The following is a 23,334-nucleotide window of genomic DNA, read 5'->3' as shown; positions in this document are numbered from 1 at the left end:
CCTGTTCTTCCGTTTACAGAATTTGGTTGAGGATATGGTCTGCTTTAATACGTTTGATGCGTTTGAGCAACTTTTTAACCGGCAGGGGGTAGTCCTCTAGCTTTTGCAGCATTTTATAGCTGCAGATTAGCTGTGTGTGCTCGAGAATCTTATCCAGCTCTGACAGTCGCTGCTCTTCGAGCAGTTCACTTGGATCCCGGATCAAAATGGCATTTTCCAGATCCAGTTTCCATGCGCGGGGATTAAGGTTATTCCCGGTCAAAAGCATATATTGTTTATCAACCCAAATGCCTTTCAGGTGGAAGCTGTTGTTATCGTGCTTCCACAGGTGAATGCACAGCTGGCGTTTTGCTATGTTGAATTCGTTGCGCTTGGCAAAGTTACGCAGGTTTTGCTCATAGAGGTATGGCAGCGCTGCAATGGTCTTAAACTGCTCTTCTGGCGGTATATAGAAGTCGTTAGCAGTTTTATCGCCGACGATCAGTGTAACTTTGACACCACGACGCAACGCCCTGCGAAGTTCCCGCAGGATACTGCGTGGCGGATTGAAATAAGGGGTGCAGATGGTGAGCTCTTTATCTGCTGAAGCGATCAGGTGGCCAATATAGGTATTAAGGATATTATGCCGTTTGCCAAGGCCTACCAGAGGTACCAAAGAGACCTGCCCATTGTTGGTCTGTTGGTCTTGGTAGTGGTAGTTCGCTTTCAACAGGTTTGCACGCAGGTCTCGAATAGCAGGTTTGAGTACCTTGGTCACCGGGCGGTCAGGTTGGGCCAAGCAGGTTACCGCATCGCTGGCAACCAGAGTATCAGTGATGAAGTTGCCCATGCAGTCTGCCAGGGACTGGTTTTCAATCACATGGTAGCGGTCATAGCGGTATCGCTCATTGTGGGCAAGGTATACGTTATTGAGGCTCGCGCCACTGTAGATAACTTTGTTATCGATAACAAAGCCTTTAAGGTGTAATACACCAAATACTTCACGGTTGCGAACCGGTACACCGAGCACCTCTATTTTGTGCTCGTACTGTTCGGCATATTGCCGGTAGAGGGCAGCATTACCCTCAGACTTGGTAGCTCCGATCAGGCCACGCTGGGCGCGGTGCCAGTCCACAAGAACCTTGATGTCCAAAGATGGATTGCGTTGTTTTGCATCATACAGCGCCTGAAGGACGCTTCGACCCGCGTCATCGTCTTCCAGGTACAAAGCAACCAGGTAGATACGCTGGGTTGCCTGTTCGATTTCCTTAAGAAGGCGCTGCCTGAAGGATGCGGCATCCAGCAAGGTTTCTATGTTCGCTGGATCATGGGCAATACCGGGTAAGTTATCGATAAGTTGCCGTTTTGCAGTCGCGAAACTCATTGTTGCCTCTTTATCAAGAACGACGTCTGCCGGACGATATGCAATTTCAAACCTGCTATTGTACCAGAATTCGCCACGATTCAATCATGTTGCTGTGTGTATTCAGCAAGCAATACGCACCATAGGTATCAGCTTTTTCTTTCCCTGGCTGTAGCGTATGAAAAGTTCATTGAATGGGTATGGAAGTTCTCCCTCTTCAATTGCCACAAAGCCCTGTTTGGCATATAGACCTTCAATCTGCGGGTAGGCAAAACAATAGCAAGGCTTACTGGCTGTCTGTGTTTCACAGGCTTTCATCAACTGGCTGGCGATCCCGGCTCGGCGGTAGTCCGGCTGGATAACCATTCCTGTCAGCAGTTGACCCTCTTCAAATTGGCGAAAGCGGACACACCCAATAATCTGCCCGTCTTTTTCGACGGTCCAAATGGCTTCATCCCGTTTTGCTTTCCCACTTGGATAATAGCTTTTGTAAAAGCGCTGGATAAGTGGCAGACGGATCGGGTCAAGTGGACGGAAGGAATAGCTCATTGGAAAACACTGCGTTAAGTTGCCGGATAAGATAGTATATCGGCCAATGATATACCTTGCTGCGATTCATGCATGATTACGTTGACTGATAATAGCCTGGCCTCCCACCATACCTTTGGCATTGCGGTAAATGCCAAGCACATAATCTGTGCAGAGTCAGCCGAAGAGCTGGTTTCAATCTGGCAGTCCTCTCAGTATGCCTCGCTGCCCAAGTTAATTCTGGGTGAGGGAAGCAACATGCTGTTTTGCTCCGACTACCCAGGGTTAGTGGTGCTGAACCGTATACGCGGGATTGAGGTTGAAGAGCGTACCGATGACTGGTTGGTGCATGCTGGGGCAGGTGAAAACTGGCATGAATTCGTTCGTTGGACCCTTGAGCAAGGTATGCCCGGGCTCGAAAACCTGGCCCTGATCCCTGGTTGTGTCGGGTCTTCACCTATCCAGAATATTGGTGCTTACGGAGCTGAAATAAAAGAATTCTGTGAGTATGTGGATGTGCTGAATATTGCATCAGGGGAAGTTCAAAGACTTCCTGCCGAAGCCTGTCGGTTTGGGTACCGGGATTCTGTATTCAAGCATGAACTGAAAGATGGGTACATTATTACTGCCGTGGGTTTCAGAATCAGCAAGCTGTGGTTGCCTAAACTGGGGTATGGCGCGTTGTCAGCGCTTGACGATAATGCGACACCGATGGATGTGTTCAATGCAGTCTGCGATATCCGCCGGTCTAAACTGCCGGATCCCGCCAGACTTGGTAATGCAGGAAGTTTTTTCAAAAACCCGGTAATAGGGCGAGAACTGGCTGAGTGCCTTCTCGTTGAGTATCCGGGTATGCCATGTTATTCCGTAGGAGAAGGGTCTTGTAAGTTGGCGGCAGGCTGGCTGATTGACCAGGCGGGGCTTAAAGGGATGACTGTGGGCGGTGCCAAAGTACATGAACAGCAAGCTCTTGTTCTGGTTAATACCGGCAATGCAACGTCCGCAGATGTGCTTAGACTTGCCTTGAAGGTTGTTGAGTCTGTCGCGCAGCGTTTTGGTGTACAGCTTGAGCATGAAGTTCGCTTTATGGATATGGCAGAGGAAACGACACTGCCTGAGTTGGTGGAGAAAGGTAAGGTATGCCTGTAAAAGAAAATCAACCCCGGCTCCATCTTATCCGGATGCTGGCTGATGGCCAGTTTCATTCCGGTGAGCAGTTGGGTGTTGAGCTCGGTATGTCCCGGGCTGCGATCAGCAAGCACATCAAAGTATTGCAGTCATGGGGGCTGGATGTGTTCCGGGTCCAGGGTAAGGGATACAAGTTGGCACAGCCTATCGACCTCCTGGATGAGGCGACCCTTTCCTCGTTGTCGAATGCCCCAGAGCTCCATCTCCAACCGATTATTGATTCAACCAACCAGTACCTCATTGACCGAATTGGCCAGTTGCCTTCCGGTGCGGTCTGTTTGGCAGAGTACCAGCAGGCGGGACGCGGAAGGCGAGGGCGGACCTGGCTTTCCCCATTTGGCGCGAATTTATACCTTTCCATGTACTGGCGGCTTGATGCCGGCATGGCAGCTGCGATGGGTATGAGCTTGGTTGTTGGTGTTGCTGTGGCCGAGGCGCTTAATGCACTTGGGGCTGATGGAATAAGGGTCAAGTGGCCTAACGATCTTTATTACCAGGACCGAAAACTGGCAGGCATTCTGGTCGAGATGACAGGACAGGCTGGAGACGCTGCACACCTGGTAATTGGCATGGGTATTAACCTTAACATGCAGCAGGTGGATGAAACCGTGGTTAACCAACCATGGGCGTCACTGTCTCAGGCTTGCTATGACATGCCTGAGCGCAACCAGTTGGCAGCGACACTGATTAACCACCTCAAGGCAGCACTGGAAAAGTATGAAGTTACCGGAATGTCAGGGTTTACTGATTCCTGGAATGAATTGGATAACTTTGCCGGACGCCCTGTTCGCCTTCTGATGGGTGAGAGGGAGGTTGTTGGAATTGCTCGGGGTATCAATGAGCAAGGTGCATTGCTGCTGGAAACAGAGCAGGGCTTAACCCCATTCCTCGGTGGTGAGATTTCATTGAGAAAGGCGGACTAGTCCGCCTTTGACATTGTCTGGTCAAAATTCCGAACTACTTTCTGAGACGGATCGTACTTACCAGATGATTTTCCCCTTTTTGGAGAACCAGGTTAGCCCGTTCTTTTGTTGGCTTGATGTTCTCTGACAGGTTCTTTCCGTTGATTTCATCCCAGATACCTGCGGCTGTAACGACTGCTTCATCATTTGTCAGCTTGGTGTAGTGGTGAAAGTACGAAGACGGGTTCATAAATGCACCTTGGCGGAATTTCATAAACCTTTCAACATACCAGGTTTTCAACAGGGCCGGCTCTGCGTCCACGTAAATCGAAAAATCCAGGAAATCTGAAATAAACACCCGATGAGGGTCGTGAGGGTAGTCCATCCCACTTTGCAGCACATTCAGGCCTTCCAGGATAAGAATGTCCGGCTGTTCGACGACTTTAGTTTCCTGCGTAATGTCATAGACTAGATGCGAGTATATGGGCGCTTCTACGCGTTTCTTACCTGATTTCACATCTGAGACAAACTGCACCAATCGGCGGATGTCATAGGACTCAGGGAAACCTTTCCGTTTCATCATGTCCCGCTCACGCAATACTGCGTTGGGGTAGAGGAACCCGTCAGTCGTCACCAGTTCGACTTTTGGATGTTCTGGCCAGCGTTCAAGCAGTGCTTTCAACAAGCGAGCAGTGGTGCTTTTGCCCACGGCGACACTGCCGGCGATGCCAATGATATAAGGAACCTTGTTCTCTTTCTGGGAAAGAAATTCGCTGAGTACCAGGCTTCGCCCCTGGCGGGCACCGACATAAAGGTTGAGCAGCCGGGTAAGAGGCAGGTAAATATCTTCAACTTCAGTCAGCGACAGCTTTTCGTTAATACCGCGCAGGCCAGGGAGGTCAGCTTCGCTCAGCGTCATTGGAACGGACTGGCGCAGTTCTGCCCATTTCTCCCGGTTGAACATTAAATAAGGCGTAAGGTGTTCACTCATTTGCCAAGGCCTGATAACTGTCGAGGATTGAGGACAATACAGTATTGCGCGAAACAGGAAAAGAGCCGCAAACTGATAAAGTTGCGCAAATCATAATCAGTTAGCAACTGATTGTGTAAATTGTGTGCAGTTAGGTGCCAAAGTTTAATGATTTTTTCCAAATGGGTATTGCAAGCCCCAAAATCATGACATAGAATGCGCAGCACTTACGCCGGCTTAGCTCAGTTGGTAGAGCAACTGACTTGTAATCAGTAGGTCGCCAGTTCGATTCCGGCAGCCGGCACCAAAAAAATTAGGTGGGATTCCCGAGTGGCCAAAGGGATCAGACTGTAAATCTGACGGCTCAGCCTTCGAAGGTTCGAATCCTTCTCCCACCACCAGTTTCAAATTGTTTGAATAGCTCTACGAGTTCTGCGGGCATCGTATAATGGCTATTACCTCAGCCTTCCAAGCTGATGATGCGGGTTCGATTCCCGCTGCCCGCTCCACACTTCTTCGTGTGCTGATATAGCTCAGTCGGTAGAGCGCACCCTTGGTAAGGGTGAGGTCCCCAGTTCAAATCTGGGTATCAGCACCACTTCTCCCCTCTCCAAGGCTTTTTCAAACCGTTTGATATATACTCAACAAAATTTTTTGTTGGTTGTGTGGTCGTAACGCCACCGAAATACCGTGCCTAGAGGGACTGTCATGTCTAAAGAAAAATTTGAACGTACGAAACCGCACGTTAACGTTGGTACTATCGGCCACGTTGACCACGGTAAAACTACTCTGACTGCTGCAATCTGTACTGTACTGTCTAAGAAATACGGCGGTTCAGCACGTGACTTCGCATCTATCGACAACGCTCCAGAAGAGCGTGAGCGTGGTATCACCATCTCTACTTCACACGTAGAGTACGATACTCCATCACGTCACTACGCGCACGTTGACTGCCCAGGACACGCTGACTACGTTAAGAACATGATCACCGGTGCTGCACAGATGGACGGTGGTATTCTGGTAGTAGCTGCGACTGATGGCCCAATGCCACAGACTCGTGAGCACATCCTGCTGGGTCGCCAGGTAGGTATCCCTTACATCATCGTATTCATGAACAAGTGTGACATGGTAGATGATGAAGAGCTGCTTGAGCTGGTAGAGATGGAAGTACGTGAGCTTCTGTCTGAGTACGACTTCCCAGGTGACGACTGCCCAGTAATTCAGGGTTCAGCTCTGAAAGCACTGGAAGGCGACGCAGCATGGGAAGAGAAGATCATCGAACTGGCTGACGCCCTGGATTCTTACATCCCAGAGCCAGAGCGTGCTATCGACAAGCCGTTCATCCTGCCAATCGAAGACGTATTCTCAATCCAAGGCCGTGGTACAGTAGTAACTGGTCGTGTTGAGCAAGGCATCATCCGCGTTGGTGACGAAGTAGAAATCGTAGGTGTTAAAGACACTACTAAGACTACTTGTACTGGCGTAGAAATGTTCCGTAAGCTTCTGGACGAAGGCCGTGCAGGTGAGAACGTAGGTGTTCTGCTGCGTGGTACTAAGCGTGACGAAGTTGAGCGTGGTCAAGTACTGGCGAAGCCAGGTTCAATCACTCCACACACAACTTTCGAATCAGAAGTATACGTACTGTCAAAAGAAGAAGGTGGTCGTCACACCCCATTCTTCAAGGGCTACCGTCCACAGTTCTACTTCCGTACAACTGACGTAACCGGTACTATCGAACTGCCAGAAGGCGTAGAGATGGTAATGCCTGGTGACAACATCAAGATGGTTGTTACCCTGATCGCTCCAATCGCGATGGACGAAGGTCTGCGCTTTGCGATCCGTGAAGGTGGCCGTACTGTTGGTGCGGGTGTTGTAGCTAAGATCGTTGAATAATATTTGACGGATTGGCTGCAAAAAGGGCATCATTTGATGCCCTTTTTCTGCGCTTGTGAATTTGTTTGATGTTTTTGCATACAGCACAAGCCCAGAACGATGGTTTCACAGTTCCCCGCTGGAACTGTCAACGCCTTTTGATACCTCGCCCAGGCGGGGTTGTTGTCGTCTAATCTTTAGACTAGTTTCAGGTAGGATGTATGAAAGCGAACGCTGAAAATCCACAAGGCTCAGGTTCAATGGATGTGGTTAAGTGGATTGTTGTATTTGCTCTGCTACTTGCAGCCGTAGTAGGGAATAGCCTGTACAGTGATGTATCTGTTGTTCTCCGAGCTGCAGCCGTAGTAGTGCTGGTTGCTGCAGCAGGTGGAGTCGCTGCAATTACAGAAAAAGGAAAAGCAGCGATCACGTTTGCTCGTGAAGCGCGAATGGAAGTGCGTAAGGTTGTCTGGCCTACACGCCAGGAAACTACGCAAACGACGCTGATCGTTCTAGCTGTCACCGTCATCATGGCGCTGATCCTGTGGGGCATTGACGGCATCATGGTTCGTCTTGTCGCTTTAGCTACTGGCGTGTGAGGTAATTTTTCATGAGCGAAGCTCCAAAGAAACGTTGGTATGTTGTGCAGGCTTTCTCTGGTTTTGAGAGCCGTGTAGCGCAATCTTTGCGCGAACACATCAAAATGCACAGCATGGAAGATTACTTCGGTGAGGTACTGGTACCTACCGAAGAAGTGGTCGAAATGCGTCAGGGTCAACGCCGTAAAAGCGAGCGTAAATTCTTCCCTGGATACGTACTGGTTCAGATGGTCATGAACGATGAGTCTTGGCACCTGGTGCGTAATGTACCGCGTGTGATGGGCTTCATTGGTGGAACCTCTGACCGTCCTGCTCCTATCTCTGATAAGGAAGCAGACGCAATTCTGCAACGCCTGGAAAAAGCCAGCGAAGCACCTGTCCACAAGACTGTATTCGAAGCAGGCGAAGTGGTTCGTGTTACCGAAGGTCCATTTGCTGACTTTAACGGTGTGGTTGAGGAAGTGGATTACGACAAGAGCCGCGTGAAGGTTTCTGTCTCCATCTTTGGCCGTGCTACTCCAGTCGAACTGGAGTTCAGCCAGGTAGAAAAAAGCTGATCAATAATTGTTCAGCAGGTCTTGGCAAGGGCGCGAAATTCGAATACAATTTCGCGCCCTTTCGTTAGACGGGGAGTTGGTCTGAACAAGACTGACGTTCGAACCCAAATTAAGGTAAATGAGTAATGGCTAAGAAAGTAGAAGCTTACATCAAGCTGCAAGTTGCAGCTGGTATGGCTAACCCTTCACCACCAGTTGGTCCAGCTCTGGGTCAGCACGGTGTGAACATCATGGAATTCTGTAAAGCATTCAACGCTCGTACAGAAGCTATGGAAAAAGGCCTGCCAATCCCAGTGGTTATCACTGTTTACGCAGACCGTTCTTTCACTTTCATCACTAAGACTCCTCCAGCGTCTGTTCTGCTGAAAAAAGCAGCTGGCCTGAAGTCTGGTGCAAGCAACCCAAGCAAAGAAGTTGCTGGTAAAGTGACTGAAGCACAGGTTCGTGAAATCGCTGAACTGAAGTCAGAAGACATGTCTGGCGCTGACGTTGAAGCGAAAATGCGCTCAGTAATGGGTACTGCTCGTTCCATGGGCTTGGTAGTAGAGGGTTAATCACATGGCTAAACTGACTAAGCGCATGCGCGTAATCCGCGAAAAAGTTGACGTAACCAAAGATTACGAAATCAACGAAGCTATCGCCCTGCTGAAAGAACTGGCTACTGCCAAGTTCGTAGAAAGCGTTGACGTTGCAGTTAACCTGGGTATCGATGCACGTAAATCTGACCAAAACGTTCGTGGCGCAACTGTTCTGCCACACGGTACTGGTCGTGACATCCGCGTTGCAGTATTCACCCAAGGTGCAAACGCTGAAGCTGCTAAAGAAGCTGGCGCTGACCTGGTAGGTATGGAAGATCTGGCCGACCAAGTTAAGAAAGGCGAAATGAACTTCGACGTAGTTATCGCTTCTCCAGATGCGATGCGCGTTGTTGGTCAACTGGGTACCATCCTGGGCCCACGCGGTCTGATGCCAAACCCTAAAGTTGGTACTGTAACTCCTAACGTTGCTGAAGCTGTTAAGAACGCTAAAGCTGGTCAGGTTCGTTACCGTAACGACAAGAACGGTATCATCCATACCACTATCGGTAAGGTAGACTTCGACGCTGAAGCGCTGAAAGCTAACCTGGAAGCTCTGCTGGTAGCTCTGAAGAAGGCGAAGCCTGCTTCAGCTAAAGGTACTTTCGTTAAGAAAGTAAGCCTGTCTACCACTATGGGTGCAGGTCTTGCTGTTGACCAGAACACTCTGGACACCAACGCATAAGCAATTTACTTAAGCGCTGAGTTAGCCTATAATTCAGCGTTTATTGAAAATGGCCAAGACCTGTACGCAGGTCTTCGTCCAAGACCGTAGGTGTCTGAAAGGACTTAATACCCTACGTAGACGGTGCCAGAACATGATTGATTTTATCTATCTTGGATCTGCGCCGTAATAGCGCTTGCTGCATTCGCAGTAAGTGATGTTTACCCGGGGTAACCCGGCAACTCAGGAGCATTTCCAATGGCTTTAAATCTTCAAGACAAAAAAGTAATTGTCGCTGAAGTCAACGAAGCTGCGAACGGTGCCCTGTCTGCTGTTGTTGCTGATTCTCGTGGCGTAACTGTAGATGCTATGACTTCACTGCGTAAGAAAGCTCGCGAAGCGGGTGTTTCTATGCGTGTTGTTCGTAACACTCTGGCGCGCCGTGCAGTTGAAGGTACTAACTACGAATGTCTGCAAGACGTTTTCGTTGGTCCTACTCTGCTTGCGTTCTCTAACGAGCACCCAGGTGCTGCAGCGCGTCTGTTCAAAGACTTCGCTAAAGAGAACAAAGACTTCGAGATCAAAGCAGCCGCATTCGAAGGCAACCTGGTTAGCTACGATGTACTGGCAAGCCTGCCAACTTACGAAGAAGCTATTGCACGTCTGATGATGTGCATGAAAGAAGCTTCAGCTGGCAAGCTGGTTCGCACTATTGCTGCAGTTCGCGACCAAAAAGAAGCGGAAGCTGCATAAGCCAATTGCAAAATTGGTTTACTAAACTAATCGTTGATTTTAGAGAGAATTATCATGTCTGTAACTAAAGAACAAATCCTGGACGCTATCGCAGAAATGTCTGTGATGGAAGTTGTTGAACTGATCGAAGCGATGGAAGAGAAGTTCGGTGTAACTGCTGCTGCTGCTGTTGTAGCTGGTGGCGCTGCTGCAGAAGCTGCAGAAGAGAAGACCGAATTCGACGTAATCCTGAAAGAAGCTGGTGCTAACAAAGTAGCAGTTATCAAGGCAGTTCGCGGCGCAACTGGTCTGGGCCTGAAAGAAGCTAAAGCTGTTGTAGACGGCGCTCCAGCTCCTCTGAAAGAAGCTGTTTCTAAAGAAGAAGCAGAAGCTCTGAAGAAAGATCTGGAAGAAGCTGGTGCAGTTGTTGAAGTTAAGTAATTATTGCTTAGCTTCTTAGCCTGAAAAGGCTAATGGCTGGTGGTTAAATAGCCACCGGCCTTTTTGCGCTAAAGGGCTACAGTGAATTTTCCCCCTGTTTAGGCACTGTAACTCTCCTGTTTTCAAGCACTTACCTTGATGGCAGGAAACTACAATAAACGGTGGTTTATAAGTCACTGTCCGGCATATGTGGACAGTTTGGGTCACTTATCAGCGAGCTGAGGAACCCTATGGTTTACTCTTATACCGAGAAAAAGCGTATCCGTAAGGATTTTGGTAAGCGTCCTCAAGTGCTGGACGTGCCATATCTGCTGTCGATCCAGCTTGAATCGTTTGAAAAGTTCATTGAGCAGGATCCAGAAGGGCAATACGGTCTTGAAGCTGCCTTTCGCTCTGTGTTCCCGATCCAGAGCTACAATGGCAATTCCGAGCTGCAATACGTTAGCTATCGTCTCGGTGAGCCAGTATTTGATGTAAAAGAGTGCCAGATCCGTGGCGTTACTTATGCAGCCCCTCTGCGTGTAAAACTGCGTATGGTTGTGTATGACAAAGATGCACCGGCCGGCACAGTAAAAGACATCAAAGAACAAGAAGTCTACATGGGTGAGATCCCACTCATGACAGACAATGGTACTTTCGTTATCAATGGTACCGAGAGGGTTATCGTATCCCAGCTGCATCGTAGCCCGGGTGTTTTCTTCGATAGTGATAAGGGTAAAACCCACTCCTCAGGTAAAGTTCTGTACAACGCGCGTATTATCCCATACCGCGGTTCCTGGCTGGACTTCGAGTTTGACCCTAAAGACCTGCTTTACGTACGTATCGACCGTCGTCGTAAACTGCCAGCGTCTATTATCCTGCGTGCACTGGGTTACACCACCGAGCAGATCCTTGACCTGTTCTTCGAGAAAGTTGTTTTCGAAGTAAAAGGCAAGTCTCTGGTGATGGAGCTGGTACCAGACCGTCTGCGTGGCGAAACTGCAAGTTTCGACATCGAAGCCAATGGCACGACCTATGTAGAGCAGGGCCGTCGTATCACTGCGCGTCATATCCGCCAGCTGAGCAAAGACGGTGTTACTCACATTGAAGTACCGGTTGAGTACATTGTTGGTAAGGTTGCAAGCCGCGACTACGTCAACGAAGACACCGGCGAAATCATTGCTGCTGCTAACCAGGAACTGAGCCTGGAAAGCCTGGCTAACCTGTCTCAGGCTGGCCACAAGCGCATTGAAGTACTGTTCACCAACGACCTGGATCACGGTCCATATATGTCTGACACCGTACGTGTCGACAGCACCGTTGATCGTCTGAGCGCACTGGTAGAAATCTACCGCATGATGCGCCCTGGTGAGCCGCCAACACGTGAAGCTGCCGAGCAACTGTTCGACGGTCTGTTCTTCTCTGAAGATCGTTACGATCTGTCAGCAGTAGGCCGTATGAAGTTCAACAGCTCCCTGGTTCGTGAAGAAATGACCGGCCCAGGTATCCTCGAGCACAACGACATCATCGACGTGATGCGTAAACTGATCGATATCCGTAACGGTATCGGTGAAGTGGACGACATCGACCACCTGGGTAACCGTCGTATCCGTTCTGTGGGCGAGATGGCAGAAAACCAGTTCCGTGTAGGTCTGGTACGTGTTGAACGTGCAGTTAAGGAGCGTCTGAGCCTGGGTGATCTCGACAACGTGATGCCACAGGATCTGATCAACGCTAAGCCTATTTCTGCAGCCGTTAAAGAATTCTTTGGTTCTTCTCAGCTGTCTCAGTTTATGGACCAGAACAACCCACTGTCTGAGGTAACGCACAAGCGTCGTATCTCTGCCCTGGGTCCTGGCGGTTTGACACGTGAACGTGCAGGCTTCGAAGTGCGAGACGTTCACGCAACGCACTACGGCCGTCTGTGTCCAATCGAGACTCCTGAAGGTCCAAACATCGGTCTGATTAACTCACTGTCCGTGTTCGCACGTACAAACCCATACGGTTTCTTGGAAACTCCATACCGTAAGGTTGTTGACGGTGTTGTTACTGACCAGATTGACTATCTGTCTGCCATCGAAGAAGGCCAGTATGTTATCGCTCAGGCTAACGCAGCCCTGAACGAAGACGGCAGCTTCGGTGACGAACTGATCACAGCCCGTCACAAAGGTGAATCCGGTCTGCACCCACGCGAACACGCCCAGTATATGGACGTTGCTACCAACCAGGTAGTATCCGTGGCTGCATCGCTGATTCCGTTCCTTGAGCACGACGATGCTAACCGCGCCCTGATGGGTGCGAACATGCAACGTCAGGCTGTTCCTACTCTGCGTGCAGATAAGCCGCTGGTAGGTACAGGTATCGAGCGTGCGGTAGCGATTGACTCCGGTGTAACTGCTGTTGCCAAGCGTGGCGGTGTTATTCAGTCAGTTGATGCGTCTCGCATCGTGGTTAAGGTTAATGAAGATGAGCTGGTACCAGGCGAAGCCGGTATCGACATCTACAACCTGACCAAGTACACCCGTTCTAACCAGAACACCTGTATCAACCAGCGTCCTACAGTGATGCCTGGTGAGCCTGTTGCACGTGGTGACGTGCTGGCAGACGGTCCTTCTACAGACCTGGGTGAGCTGGCGCTGGGCCAGAACATGCGTATCGCGTTCATGCCTTGGAATGGTTATAACTTCGAGGACTCCATCCTCGTATCTGAGCGTGTTGTTCAGGAAGACCGTTTCACTACTATCCACATCCAGGAACTGTCCTGTGTGGCGCGTGATACCAAGCTTGGTCCAGAAGAAATCACTGCTGATATCCCTAACGTGGGTGAAGCAGCACTGTCTAAGCTCGACGAATCCGGTGTTGTTTACATCGGTGCTGAAGTGAAAGGCGGCGATATTCTGGTTGGTAAGGTAACACCTAAGGGTGAAACCCAACTGACTCCAGAAGAGAAGCTGCTGCGTGCGATCTTCGGTGAGAAAGCGTCTGACGTGAAAGACTCGTCTCTGCGTGTTCCAGGTTCAGTATCTGGTACCGTTATCGACGTACAGGTCTTCACTCGTGACGGCGTAGAAAAAGACAAGCGTGCCCTCGAAATCGAAGAGATGCAGCTGAAGCAGGCTAAGAAAGACCTGACTGAAGAATTCAGCATCCTCGAAGGTGGTATCGTTGCGCGTGTACGTACTCTGCTTGCACAAGCTGGTTACAGCGAAGACAAGCTTAGTGGTATGGACCGTCAGTCTATGCTGTCCCAGACTCTGGACAACGAAGACATGCAAACCCAGCTGGAACAGCTGGCAGAGCAGTACGACGAGCTGAAGGCTGATTTCGACAAGAAATTCGACATCAAGCGCCGCAAGATCACCCAAGGTGATGATCTGGCACCAGGCGTGCTGAAGATCGTTAAAGTCTACCTGGCAGTTAAGCGTCGTATCCAGCCTGGTGATAAGATGGCGGGTCGTCACGGTAACAAGGGTGTTATCTCTAAGATTAACCCTGTTGAGGACATGCCATACGATGAAACCGGTACTCCGGTAGATATCGTTCTTAACCCGCTGGGCGTACCTTCACGTATGAACATCGGTCAGATTCTTGAAACCCACCTGGGCCTTGCTGCCAAGGGTATCGGTGACAAGATCAACAAGATGGTCAAAGAGCAGCAAGAGCTGGCGAAGATTCGCGAGTTCCTGAAGAAGGTATACGAGCTGGGTGAGACCCGTCAGCAAGTGGATATCAATACACTGACTGACGACGAAGTTCGTACCCTGGCAGAAAACCTGCGCAAAGGTCTGCCTATTGCCACACCAGTGTTTGACGGTGCTCCAGAGTCTTCAATCAAGGCGCTGCTGAAACTGGCTGATCTGCCAGAATCAGGCCAGCTGACCCTGTTTGACGGCCGTACCGGTAACCAGTTTGAGCGTCCAGTAACCGTTGGTTACATGTACATGCTGAAACTGAACCACCTGGTTGATGACAAGATGCACGCCCGTTCTACCGGTTCTTACAGCCTGGTTACTCAGCAGCCGCTGGGTGGTAAGGCTCAGTTCGGTGGTCAGCGTTTCGGTGAGATGGAAGTGTGGGCACTGGAAGCATACGGTGCAGCATACACCCTGCAGGAAATGCTAACCGTTAAGTCGGATGACGTTAACGGCCGTACCAAGATGTACAAGAACATCGTGGACGGAGATCACCGCATGGAACCGGGTATGCCGGAGTCCTTTAACGTACTGCTTAAAGAAATCCGCTCGCTGGGTATTAACATCGAGCTGGAAGACGAAGAGTAATCGCGTTAACCGGTATGTGAATTCGAAGGTGCCGCTTGCGGCACCTTCATGGGTCAACTCCTGACAGGAGCCGATTGTGAAAGACTTACTTAAGTTTCTGAAAGCGCAGCATAAGACCGAAGAGTTTGACGCCATCAAGATCGGTCTTGCGTCACCAGACATGATCCGTTCGTGGTCATTCGGTGAAGTAAAGAAGCCAGAAACCATTAACTACCGTACGTTCAAGCCTGAGCGTGACGGTCTGTTCTGTGCGCGTATCTTCGGTCCAGTTAAGGACTACGAGTGTCTGTGCGGTAAGTACAAGCGCCTGAAGCACCGTGGCGTTATTTGTGAAAAATGTGGTGTTGAAGTAACCCAGACTAAAGTACGCCGTGAGCGTATGGGTCACATCGAACTGGCGTCTCCAGTTGCCCACATTTGGTTCCTGAAATCGCTGCCATCTCGTATCGGTCTGTTGATGGACATGCCGCTGCGTGATATCGAGCGTATTCTGTACTTCGAATCATATGTTGTGATCGAACCAGGTATGACCAACCTGGAGCGCGGCCAGATGCTGGCTGAAGAGCAGTACCTGGATGCGCTGGAAGAGTGGGGTGACGAGTTTGACGCACGTATGGGTGCGGAAGCTGTTAAAGCCCTGCTGGCAAACATGGATCTGGTTGCTGAAGCAGAACAGATGCGTGAAGAGCTGGAAGAAACCAACTCTGAAACCAAGCGTAAGAAGATCACCAAGCGCCTGAAGCTGGTTGAAGCATTCGTTCAGTCTGGTAACAACCCTGAGTGGATGATCCTGACTGTACTGCCAGTTCTGCCACCTGATCTGCGCCCACTGGTTCCTCTGGACGGCGGCCGTTTCGCGACTTCAGATCTGAACGATCTGTACCGTCGTGTAATTAACCGTAACAACCGTCTGAAGCGCCTGCTGGATCTGGCTGCACCAGATATCATCGTTCGCAACGAAAAGCGTATGCTGCAGGAATCTGTAGACGCGCTGCTGGATAACGGTCGTCGTGGCCGTGCAATCACCGGCTCGAACAAGCGTCCGCTGAAATCTCTGGCAGACATGATCAAAGGTAAGCAGGGTCGTTTCCGTCAGAACCTTCTGGGTAAGCGCGTAGACTACTCTGGCCGTTCGGTTATCACCGTTGGTCCATACCTGCGTCTGCATCAGTGTGGTCTTCCTAAGAAGATGGCACTGGAACTGTTTAAGCCATTTATCTACGGCAAGCTGGAAGCTCGTGGTCTGGCGACCACCATCAAAGCTGCCAAGAAGATGGTAGAGCGCGAAGAAGCAGTTGTTTGGGATATCCTGGATGAAGTCATCCGCGAACACCCAGTCATGCTGAACCGTGCACCGACCCTGCACCGTCTGGGTATCCAAGCATTTGAACCTATCCTGATCGAAGGTAAGGCAATCCAGCTTCACCCACTGGTGTGTGCTGCGTATAACGCCGACTTCGACGGTGACCAGATGGCGGTTCACTTGCCACTGACTCTCGAAGCGCAGCTTGAAGCCCGTGCTCTGATGATGTCTACCAACAACATCCTGTCTCCTGCGTCCGGTGATCCAATCATCGTACCTTCTCAGGACGTTGTACTGGGTCTGTACTACATGACCCGTGAAAAGATTAACGCCAAGGGTGAGGGCATGTACCTCGCGGGTCCTGCGGAAGCAGAAAAAGCTTACCGCACCGGCAGTGCTGAGCTGCACGCACGCGTTAAAGTGCGTATCCGTGAAGTATTGATCGACGAAGCTGGTCAGCGTACCGAACGCGTCGAAATGAAAGACACCACCGTTGGTCGTGCCATGCTGTGGAATGTTGTACCTGACGGTATGCCATTCGAACTGGTTAACCAAGGTCTCGGCAAGAAGCAAATCTCTTCTCTGCTGAACGAGTGTTACCGTAAGCTGGGCCTGAAGGACACTGTAATCTTCGCTGACCAAGTCATGTACACCGGTTTCGCATACGCGGCACTGTCTGGTGTATCTGTTGGTATCGACGATATGGTTATCCCAGAAGCCAAGTACACCAAGATCGCTGAAGCGGAAGAAGAAGTTGCTGAAATTCAGGAACAGTTCCAATCAGGTCTGGTAACAGCAGGCGAACGTTACAACAAGGTTATCGATATCTGGGCTGCAACCAACGAACAGGTTGCCAAGGCTATGATGGATAACCTGTCTACCGAGACCGTTATCAACCGTGACGGTGAGGAAGAGACCCAGAAGTCGTTCAACAGCATCTACATGATGGCCGACTCTGGTGCGCGTGGTTCTGCAGCTCAGATTCGTCAGCTGGCAGGTATGCGTGGTCTGATGGCTAAGCCAGATGGCTCAATCATCGAAACCCCAATCACCGCGAACTTTAAAGAAGGTCTGAACGTACTTCAGTACTTTATCTCTACTCACGGTGCTCGTAAGGGTCTGGCGGATACCGCACTTAAGACTGCGAACTCAGGTTACCTGACTCGTCGTCTGGTAGACGTAGCGCAAGACGTAGTAATCACTGAAGACGACTGTGGTACCGAAGAAGGTATCCTGATGACTGCAGTGATCGAAGGCGGCGACGTTAAAGAAGCACTGCGTGACCGTGTTCTGGGCCGTGTTGTTGCTGAAGATGTACTTAAGCCAGGTACAGATGAAATTCTGGCACCTCGCAACACCCTGCTCGACGAGAAGTGGTGTGAAATCCTGGAGCAGTTCTCTGTAGACCAGGTGAAAGTACGTTCTGCTGTAACCTGTGATACTGACTTTGGTGCTTGTGCCAAGTGTTACGGTCGTGATCTGGCTCGTGGTCACATCGTGAACCAAGGTGAAGCGGTCGGTGTTATTGCGGCACAGTCAATCGGTGAACCTGGTACACAGCTGACCATGCGTACGTTCCACATCGGTGGTGCGGCATCTGCAGCAGCAGCTGAAAACAGCATCCAGGTTAAGACCAAAGGTTCGATGCACCTGCACAATGCCAAGTTCGTTACCAACAACGAAGGCAAGCTGGTTATCACCTCACGTGCGTCTGAACTGACTATCGTTGACGAATTCGGCCGTACCAAGGAAAGCTACAAGCTGCCTTACGGTGCGCACCTGGTGAAAGGTGACGGCGCTGAAGTGGCCCCTGGCGAAATTATCGCTAACTGGGATCCACACACAATGCCAATCATCACTGAGGTAGAAGGTCGCGTTAAGTTCGTTGATATGATCGACGGCGTAACTGTACAGCGTCAGACTGATGAGCTGACCGGTCTGTCATCTACCGTTGTTCTTGATGCCGCTGAGCGTACCTCAGCCGGTAAAGACATGCGTCCTGCTATCAAGCTGGTTGACGCACAGGGCAACGACGTAATGATCCCTGGTACTGAAATGCCTGCGCAGTACTTCCTGCCTGGTAAAGCGATTGTTCAGTACGATGACAGCCAGGAAGCTGGCGTTGGTGCAACCCTAGCACGTGTTCCTCAGGCATCGAAAGGTACCAAGGACATCACCGGTGGTCTGCCACGCGTTGCTGACCTGTTCGAAGCCCGTAAGCCGAAAGAGCCTGCAATCCTGGCAGAGATCACCGGTACCGTTTCCTTCGGTAAAGAAACCAAAGGTAAGCGCCGCCTGATCATCACTCCAGCTGAAGGCAACGCATACGAAGAGATGATTCCTAAGTGGCGTCAGCTTAACGTGTTCGAAGGTGAATCGGTTGAGAAGGGTGACGTAATCGCCGACGGTCCAGAAGCTCCGCACGACATTCTGCGTCTGCGTGGCGTGCATGCGGTAACCTCGTACATCACTCAGGAAGTACAGGAAGTTTACCGTCTGCAGGGCGTTAAGATTAACGACAAGCACATCGAGACCATCGTTCGTCAGATGCTGCGTAAAGTCACCATCCACCGTCCAGGCGACTCAGAGTTCCTGGAAGGTGAACAGGCTGAATACGCACGCGTTAAGATCGCGAACCGTCAGCTGGAAGCCGAAGGCAAGAAACCAGCGACTTTCGAGCGCGATCTGCTGGGTATCACCAAGGCATCGCTGTCTACCGAGTCTTTCATCTCGGCAGCATCGTTCCAGGAAACTACCCGCGTTCTGACCGAAGCCGCAGTAAGTGGCAAGCGCGACGAACTGCGTGGCCTGAAAGAGAACGTGATCGTGGGTCGTCTGATTCCGGCTGGTACCGGTTTCGCATACCACAAATCACGCCAGGAGCGTCGTGCATCGGCTGCAGAGCCAGTTGCACCGCAAGTGGATGCCGAGCAGGCTTCTCAAGATCTAGCTGCACTGCTGAATGCAGGTCTGGGTGGCGACGAGTAATCCTCGCTGACTGGAAAAAAATTAAAAGGCATCCTTCGGGATGCCTTTTTTGTATCTGTGTAATATGGCCTGCAATGAGACCTACCGAACTATTTCCCTGATCATACTGACGGGTTGAAATCATCCCTGACCAATGAATTACGCCAATGGGTAAGAACATGCATTAAAAAAGCCACGCAAGGCGTGGCTTCATAGCATGAAGGGTTTCTCGGGATTCCAGTGTGCCTGATATTAAGCGCCGGGTGGTACGGAGAGGCTTTCAGCTATCAATTGAATCAGGCTGTCCTCATGTTCAAAACGCTCTTCCAGCAGTTCGCCAATCGACGATATTTGATTGTCGAAATTAACGGAATTCTTTTCATCAAGAGAAATATCGCCGTATTTCTCCGAAAAGTTCAACAATGGCTCCGTGGTGGACACGATGCGAAAATACAGGGCATCAATTTCCTTGTTGGTTGAAAACCCGGTAGCCTGCCAACGCTCCATAACCATGTTATATATCTTGAAATGACCTGCTGATATGTAATCAACCAACAGTTCGCAAAACCGGTGAAGAGACTCATCATCTGGCAGTGAAAGGGATTTCTTTTTACCCGCAGACAGACCGGCGATGTTGTAATAGTCGACCAACAGCTCTTGCCTGAGTGTCAGCCAGTAATCGATGACATCGCTATAGCCACCCCACTGCTCATGGAAACGCTCTAGCTTGTTCAGCATAACCATGTTCCTCCATGCTTGGGTTTCGAAGGGAGCTTGCCCGAGAAAGGCTCCAAAACGTCGACAGACCTTGATATAAATTTAGTCCATCGTTTCAATTTTTAATGTGCCAGCAATTGAGTTGCTCTGCAAGGAGTGTGAGGACACCCATGTCTCAGATAAGCGAAGAAGTTTACATATGTGCGGCAAAAAGTGGGCAAATTTGGCTGAAAGACGGCAGTTTGCCGCTTATGCCTTTGTCTTTGATGCCTTATTCCTCAGGCATTCAGCGAAAGATTGGTGAATTTCAGGGGAAGCCGGTTTGGTGGATTTCAGTTAGCGATGATTCCTTTGATAACCATCTGTTTTCATTGAGAGAGTTGCTTGGCTCCCCGGTGGATCTTTTTATGTTGGCAGGCAAGGCCATTCAACTCGAACATATGCTAAGGGATCAGCCGTTTTGCAGCCGCTGTGGCGGTCAGAATGATATTGATCCCGTTGATCATGCGATGCGTTGTGTGAAGTGTGACAGTTTGCATTACCCACGTGTGTCACCCTGTGTCATCGTGGCGGTTAAGAAAAAAGCCCATATTCTTCTGGCGCAACACCCCCGGCACAAGAACGGAATGTATACCGTTATTGCCGGGTTTGTTGAACCTGGCGAAACCCTTGAGCAATGTGTGGAAAGGGAAGTGTTTGAAGAGACAGGCATCCGGGTGGCGAACATCCGGTATGTGGGCAGCCAACCGTGGGCATTCCCATCAAACCTGATGATGGGGTTCCTGGCAGATTATGCGTCGGGGGAAATTACCCCGGACTATGCAGAGCTGACCGACGCTGCCTGGTTTTCGCCGGATGAACTTCCGGAAGTTGCCCCCAAAGGCACTATTGCCCGGGAGCTTATCGAAATGACCTGCGGGCTGATCAGCGGGTAAAAAAAACCCTCCGTAGGGTGGGAGGGGTAAGATGCGATTATCGGAACCGTTGATTTATATCACTATAAAACAACGGCTTATGATGTTTTTGTTTGTTTGGTGGCTCTAAAGTGGCGACAGATTATAAGAGCGTGCGCTTTATTTCCGTCACGAGGCTTTTCACGCTGTTTGTAAAACTGTTGGCTGCGATGATTCTGCTTAGCTGCTCTCGTTCAACACTTCGCCAGCGTTCTAGATGCGTTTCGCCAGTTCTTTTTACGTGAGCGGCGTGGTCGTATCGCCACGACAAAATCCAATTTTTCGTCATGTGGTAATCCTTAGTTTTGTTGCCTAATTCGATTGTAAAGGTATCTGCAAAAATTGAAATTCCTGTTTGTAATGTAGTGCCAGTGCTGGCGCGGGTTGCCGTTGTTTTTGCTGATCGTCTTTGTGATCGTGCGATCATCTTTTTTGGTGACGTAATTCTTATGTATTTCAGTGTATTCAATGGCTTATGCTTTGTTCGCTAGTGCATAAGTGATCGTTAAAACTGAAAAACACTGAAAAAAAGCGCATTTTTTGAAATTCGAGATCATTGGGAAAGCCCCAGTAGTGGCGCGGGTTGGCGGTATTTTTTTGCGGAATTCAAAACTGAAAAAATTTTTAGGGCGAAAACGTCGCGGGAGGGGAGGAGGAGTCCGGTTTACGTCACCGGATGGCTTCCGTCTGTAGATTCTGTGGCGCTTGTATGGGGCGTGGTGAGGCGATGTGGATTTGTGCCGTATGTTGAGGCGGATACAAGAAAGCGCCCTTGTGTGGGCGCTGTGGGTGGCTTGTTTTACGTGAGGTTACTTGGTGATGGGATCCAGTCGGCCTTTTAGTGCGGTTGATGCTTCGCCGTGGCCTGTCATGTTGTCTGCTTTGTCTGGTGTGCTGGTTGGTGCGCCTGTCTCTGGGCTTGTGTGTTTGTGAGCGGCGCAGGTGTCTGACAGGTCTGTGACGACTTGCATCAATTCGCTTAGCAGTCTGAGCACGTTTTCTTTTTCTGAGCCGAACCAGCTGATCGGGGCGCGATAGTCTTGCACGTCGGTTGCGGTTACTTCTCGGAGCTGGCATTTCAACTCGGCAAGTTTGTCGGTGATGTTCCGGAAGTTCCCTTCCTGGTCTACCAGCTTATAAACGCCTTTTCGCTGTTGATAACGGTATTCACCTTCTTTGATGGCCGGTAGTTTCCAGCCGTAGGGTATGACTGTTCGGATGAAGGGTTTGTCGGCCTGACCGAATATCCAGCCCAGCTCTACGATTGAACCCACAGCAGGTGGAATCAGTAACCCGGCATGATCTCCATTGCCGGGGATTGGCAATGGAACAGCTTGCATGACCGGGCGGTCAGCCAGTGGCTTTCCCTGTTCGTCCAGCAATTGCACATCGGCGGCATAATGCGGGTAGAACCGGTCCGACATGTCGCCCTCTTCCGGAAGTTCCGGCAGGGCTTCGACTCTTCCCCAGCGTGGGAGGTGTGCATCAGCGGTTAGCTCCGGGAACAGCCGGTAAATCATCCGTTTGAGGTCTTTTATTTCCATGTGATTCTTGCCTCTGTGCCTTGGAATTCGACTTTTTTCAGCCGGATGCCGTTAACCAGTGCGCCGGGTTTGAGTTTTGGTATACACGGAATGGTGACGGTTTTATTTGCTGAGTGCCCAACCATGAAATCATTTGGCAGGGTGACGGGCTTGTTTGCCCAGAATGAGTCTTGCCAGCTTCCGGCGAATACCTGGCCGTTACCCTGCTGCTGCCAGACGAAATCCGGCACGTTGAATGCCTGAGCGAGTTCGTCCATTACCCGGTAGCCGTTGCCGTCACTGTAGAAACAGGGGATGGCCGTCTGGCTGTAGGCTTTTTCCGGCACAACGAATTGCAGCCCTGTTTTTTCTCCAACGTGACTGAGCAGTTTCACCATTGTCGGGTGACGCATGATGATGGGCAGCGGTTCATAGAGTACGGCGGCCAGCTCTCTGCAGAAGATGTTGGACCACCCTTTTTTCGTCGGCTGTACGCGCTCAATGTACCCGGTAAACGGGCGGCTCAATTGGTCGCCCCAACCGAAATCGAAGGCCACGACGGTGAATGGCTCGGGGTTACCCTGAATGTCCATTTGCATCCTGCCCGGCGTATTTTCGTCAAAAGTCAGCCGGTAAGTGCTGACTTTTACTTTTTCGCTGCCGACGAATGCCCGGACGGTGAAACGCTGGTTTGTCATGACAATGCCTGATTCGCGTTTTTGATGATATCCATTGACCGGCTGGAAGCGGGGTCTGTGCCCGGCGGAACGTTGGGGTTAGTGCCAGCCGTTGCCGGGGTGGTGACGCCTGCGGCCTTTTGCTGCTCTGCCGTTTTCGGTGGCTCGCGCTGTTCGACCCGCTCCGGCACTGAAAGATGCTCTACCAGCTCAAAGGAAACAGACCACTGGCGCAGGGTTTCTTGTTCGTCATAGCGAATTTGCCCCTGGAACTTCACCTGCCGGATTTTGGCCGCCTTGGCGGTGCGGTTGTCGATACGGTAAATCTTGCGGGCGTTGTTCTCTTTGGCGCGGGCCAGTTCAAGCAACTTCATGAAGTCAGCTTCGCGGGTGTAAGGGATGGTGCCAGTGACGGCGAGCACCATGGCTTTGTCGCCTGTTTCGGCTTGATCTGTTGCCGCCGACTGGCCGGACATATCCTGTCCGGCGAGTTGTTGGCGGGCGCTGACCTTTAAGCCTTTCAGCGGGACGGTGGTTGCGGATAGGGTTAGCATTTAGATTTCAT

20 protein-coding genes and 4 tRNA genes are annotated in these 23,334 nt (G+C 50.6%); 16 read left to right on the top strand and 8 right to left on the bottom strand.

What is annotated here, in order from left to right; all coding sequences use genetic code 11:
* Positions 1 to 13 precede the first annotated feature (13 nt).
* Together pssA and NF212_RS16380 are read right to left on the bottom strand one after the other, a co-directional pair.
* A complete protein-coding gene (pssA, locus tag NF212_RS16385; protein WP_434357455.1) occupies positions 14 to 1,363 on the bottom strand; it encodes a CDP-diacylglycerol--serine O-phosphatidyltransferase in 1,350 nt (449 codons plus the stop codon).
* A 102-nt stretch (positions 1,364 to 1,465) separates the two neighbouring features.
* Positions 1,466 to 1,891, bottom strand: a complete 426-nt coding sequence (locus NF212_RS16380; protein WP_434357454.1) for a GNAT family N-acetyltransferase — start codon at positions 1,889 to 1,891, stop codon at positions 1,466 to 1,468.
* A gap of 72 nt (positions 1,892 to 1,963) precedes the next feature.
* Between NF212_RS16380 and murB the strand changes: the two genes are divergently transcribed.
* Positions 1,964 to 3,019: a UDP-N-acetylmuramate dehydrogenase gene (gene murB, locus NF212_RS16375; RefSeq protein ID WP_434357453.1), complete on the top strand. Its 1,056-nt coding sequence runs from the start codon at positions 1,964 to 1,966 to the stop codon at positions 3,017 to 3,019.
* Positions 3,010 to 3,981 (top strand): bifunctional biotin--[acetyl-CoA-carboxylase] ligase/biotin operon repressor BirA, encoded by a 972-nt coding sequence (gene birA / locus NF212_RS16370; protein ID WP_434357452.1) that lies wholly within the window; start codon positions 3,010 to 3,012, stop codon positions 3,979 to 3,981. The genes murB and birA overlap by 10 nt, the downstream gene beginning before the upstream one ends.
* Before the next feature lie 34 nt (positions 3,982 to 4,015).
* On the opposite strand, the gene coaA is transcribed toward birA, so the two are convergent.
* Positions 4,016 to 4,951 carry a type I pantothenate kinase gene (coaA, locus tag NF212_RS16365; protein WP_434357450.1) on the bottom strand — a complete coding sequence of 312 codons (936 nt, stop codon included), beginning with the start codon at positions 4,949 to 4,951 and terminating at the stop codon, positions 4,016 to 4,018.
* A gap of 210 nt (positions 4,952 to 5,161) precedes the next feature.
* On the opposite strand from coaA, the gene NF212_RS16360 reads away from it, so the two are divergent.
* The 13 genes from NF212_RS16360 to rpoC all read left to right on the top strand — a co-directional run bounded on the left by NF212_RS16360 (position 5,162) and on the right by rpoC (position 18,920).
* Positions 5,162 to 5,237 (top strand) — tRNA-Thr (locus NF212_RS16360).
* Positions 5,238 to 5,246: 9 nt separating this feature from the next.
* Positions 5,247 to 5,331 (top strand) — tRNA-Tyr (locus tag NF212_RS16355).
* Positions 5,332 to 5,364: 33 nt separating this feature from the next.
* A tRNA-Gly gene (locus NF212_RS16350) sits at positions 5,365 to 5,439 on the top strand.
* Positions 5,440 to 5,452: 13 nt separating this feature from the next.
* Positions 5,453 to 5,528: transfer RNA gene (locus tag NF212_RS16345), tRNA-Thr, on the top strand.
* 110 nt (positions 5,529 to 5,638) lie between these two features.
* The gene (gene tuf, locus NF212_RS16340; RefSeq protein WP_434357448.1) at positions 5,639 to 6,823 is read left to right on the top strand and encodes an elongation factor Tu; all 1,185 of its coding nucleotides are present in this window, start codon (positions 5,639 to 5,641) and stop codon (positions 6,821 to 6,823) included.
* Positions 6,824 to 7,023: 200 nt separating this feature from the next.
* Positions 7,024 to 7,401, top strand: a complete 378-nt coding sequence (secE, locus tag NF212_RS16335) for a preprotein translocase subunit SecE (protein WP_434357446.1) — start codon at positions 7,024 to 7,026, stop codon at positions 7,399 to 7,401.
* Between the two features lie 11 nt (positions 7,402 to 7,412).
* Positions 7,413 to 7,958 (top strand): transcription termination/antitermination protein NusG, encoded by a 546-nt coding sequence (gene nusG / locus NF212_RS16330; RefSeq protein ID WP_054674926.1) that lies wholly within the window; start codon positions 7,413 to 7,415, stop codon positions 7,956 to 7,958.
* A 125-nt stretch (positions 7,959 to 8,083) separates the two neighbouring features.
* Entirely contained in the window at positions 8,084 to 8,512 is a 429-nt protein-coding gene (gene rplK / locus NF212_RS16325) for a 50S ribosomal protein L11 (protein ID WP_054674925.1), read from the top strand.
* Between the two features lie 4 nt (positions 8,513 to 8,516).
* Positions 8,517 to 9,218, top strand: a complete 702-nt coding sequence (gene rplA / locus NF212_RS16320; protein WP_434357443.1) for a 50S ribosomal protein L1 — start codon at positions 8,517 to 8,519, stop codon at positions 9,216 to 9,218.
* Positions 9,219 to 9,455: 237 nt separating this feature from the next.
* A complete protein-coding gene (rplJ, locus tag NF212_RS16315; RefSeq protein ID WP_054674923.1) occupies positions 9,456 to 9,950 on the top strand; it encodes a 50S ribosomal protein L10 in 495 nt (164 codons plus the stop codon).
* A gap of 54 nt (positions 9,951 to 10,004) precedes the next feature.
* Entirely contained in the window at positions 10,005 to 10,370 is a 366-nt protein-coding gene (gene rplL / locus NF212_RS16310; RefSeq protein ID WP_054674922.1) for a 50S ribosomal protein L7/L12, read from the top strand.
* 230 nt (positions 10,371 to 10,600) lie between these two features.
* Positions 10,601 to 14,629: a DNA-directed RNA polymerase subunit beta gene (gene rpoB / locus NF212_RS16305; protein ID WP_054674934.1), complete on the top strand. Its 4,029-nt coding sequence runs from the start codon at positions 10,601 to 10,603 to the stop codon at positions 14,627 to 14,629.
* Positions 14,630 to 14,705: 76 nt separating this feature from the next.
* The gene (gene rpoC, locus NF212_RS16300) at positions 14,706 to 18,920 is read left to right on the top strand and encodes a DNA-directed RNA polymerase subunit beta' (RefSeq protein ID WP_054674921.1); all 4,215 of its coding nucleotides are present in this window, start codon (positions 14,706 to 14,708) and stop codon (positions 18,918 to 18,920) included.
* Positions 18,921 to 19,151: 231 nt separating this feature from the next.
* On the opposite strand, the gene rsd is transcribed toward rpoC, so the two are convergent.
* Complete coding sequence (rsd, locus tag NF212_RS16295; RefSeq protein ID WP_434357439.1) at positions 19,152 to 19,643, bottom strand: sigma D regulator; 492 nt, start codon at positions 19,641 to 19,643, stop codon at positions 19,152 to 19,154.
* A 143-nt stretch (positions 19,644 to 19,786) separates the two neighbouring features.
* Here rsd and nudC point away from each other — a divergent pair, with 143 nt between their 5' ends.
* Positions 19,787 to 20,551: an NAD(+) diphosphatase gene (nudC, locus tag NF212_RS16290; protein ID WP_434357437.1), complete on the top strand. Its 765-nt coding sequence runs from the start codon at positions 19,787 to 19,789 to the stop codon at positions 20,549 to 20,551.
* Positions 20,552 to 20,672: 121 nt separating this feature from the next.
* Here the strand turns inward: nudC and NF212_RS16285 are convergent, their stop codons facing one another.
* The 4 genes from NF212_RS16285 to NF212_RS16270 all read right to left on the bottom strand — a co-directional run bounded on the left by NF212_RS16285 (position 20,673) and on the right by NF212_RS16270 (position 23,323).
* Positions 20,673 to 21,038: a hypothetical protein gene (locus tag NF212_RS16285; RefSeq protein ID WP_434357435.1), complete on the bottom strand. Its 366-nt coding sequence runs from the start codon at positions 21,036 to 21,038 to the stop codon at positions 20,673 to 20,675.
* Between the two features lie 340 nt (positions 21,039 to 21,378).
* On the bottom strand, positions 21,379 to 22,113 hold the full coding sequence (locus tag NF212_RS16280) for a hypothetical protein (protein WP_434357433.1): 735 nt from the start codon (positions 22,111 to 22,113) through the stop codon (positions 21,379 to 21,381).
* Positions 22,104 to 22,790, bottom strand: a complete 687-nt coding sequence (locus NF212_RS16275) for a hypothetical protein (protein ID WP_434357431.1) — start codon at positions 22,788 to 22,790, stop codon at positions 22,104 to 22,106. Before NF212_RS16275 ends, NF212_RS16280 begins: the two co-directional genes overlap by 10 nt.
* Complete coding sequence (locus NF212_RS16270; protein WP_434357429.1) at positions 22,787 to 23,323, bottom strand: adenine glycosylase; 537 nt, start codon at positions 23,321 to 23,323, stop codon at positions 22,787 to 22,789. Before NF212_RS16270 ends, NF212_RS16275 begins: the two co-directional genes overlap by 4 nt.
* Positions 23,324 to 23,334 lie beyond the last annotated feature (11 nt).

This window comes from Parasalinivibrio latis (genome assembly GCF_036825535.1).
Classification (GTDB): domain Bacteria; phylum Pseudomonadota; class Gammaproteobacteria; order Enterobacterales; family Vibrionaceae; genus Parasalinivibrio; species Parasalinivibrio latis.
Note: the sequence above shows the minus strand (reverse complement) of the source record. Positions and strands in the feature narration are given on the sequence as shown.

Coding starts and splice junctions, on each gene's coding strand:
- pssA (WP_434357455.1), bottom strand. CDS start 1,363: ATGAGTTTCGCGACTGCAAAACGGCAACTTATCGATAACTTACCCGGT.
- NF212_RS16380 (WP_434357454.1), bottom strand. CDS start 1,891: ATGAGCTATTCCTTCCGTCCACTTGACCCGATCCGTCTGCCACTTATC.
- murB (WP_434357453.1), top strand. CDS start 1,964: ATGATTACGTTGACTGATAATAGCCTGGCCTCCCACCATACCTTTGGC.
- birA (WP_434357452.1), top strand. CDS start 3,010: ATGCCTGTAAAAGAAAATCAACCCCGGCTCCATCTTATCCGGATGCTG.
- coaA (WP_434357450.1), bottom strand. CDS start 4,951: ATGAGTGAACACCTTACGCCTTATTTAATGTTCAACCGGGAGAAATGG.
- tuf (WP_434357448.1), top strand. CDS start 5,639: ATGTCTAAAGAAAAATTTGAACGTACGAAACCGCACGTTAACGTTGGT.
- secE (WP_434357446.1), top strand. CDS start 7,024: ATGAAAGCGAACGCTGAAAATCCACAAGGCTCAGGTTCAATGGATGTG.
- nusG (WP_054674926.1), top strand. CDS start 7,413: ATGAGCGAAGCTCCAAAGAAACGTTGGTATGTTGTGCAGGCTTTCTCT.
- rplK (WP_054674925.1), top strand. CDS start 8,084: ATGGCTAAGAAAGTAGAAGCTTACATCAAGCTGCAAGTTGCAGCTGGT.
- rplA (WP_434357443.1), top strand. CDS start 8,517: ATGGCTAAACTGACTAAGCGCATGCGCGTAATCCGCGAAAAAGTTGAC.
- rplJ (WP_054674923.1), top strand. CDS start 9,456: ATGGCTTTAAATCTTCAAGACAAAAAAGTAATTGTCGCTGAAGTCAAC.
- rplL (WP_054674922.1), top strand. CDS start 10,005: ATGTCTGTAACTAAAGAACAAATCCTGGACGCTATCGCAGAAATGTCT.
- rpoB (WP_054674934.1), top strand. CDS start 10,601: ATGGTTTACTCTTATACCGAGAAAAAGCGTATCCGTAAGGATTTTGGT.
- rsd (WP_434357439.1), bottom strand. CDS start 19,643: ATGGTTATGCTGAACAAGCTAGAGCGTTTCCATGAGCAGTGGGGTGGC.
- nudC (WP_434357437.1), top strand. CDS start 19,787: ATGTCTCAGATAAGCGAAGAAGTTTACATATGTGCGGCAAAAAGTGGG.
- NF212_RS16280 (WP_434357433.1), bottom strand. CDS start 22,113: ATGGAAATAAAAGACCTCAAACGGATGATTTACCGGCTGTTCCCGGAG.
- NF212_RS16275 (WP_434357431.1), bottom strand. CDS start 22,790: ATGACAAACCAGCGTTTCACCGTCCGGGCATTCGTCGGCAGCGAAAAA.
- NF212_RS16270 (WP_434357429.1), bottom strand. CDS start 23,323: ATGCTAACCCTATCCGCAACCACCGTCCCGCTGAAAGGCTTAAAGGTC.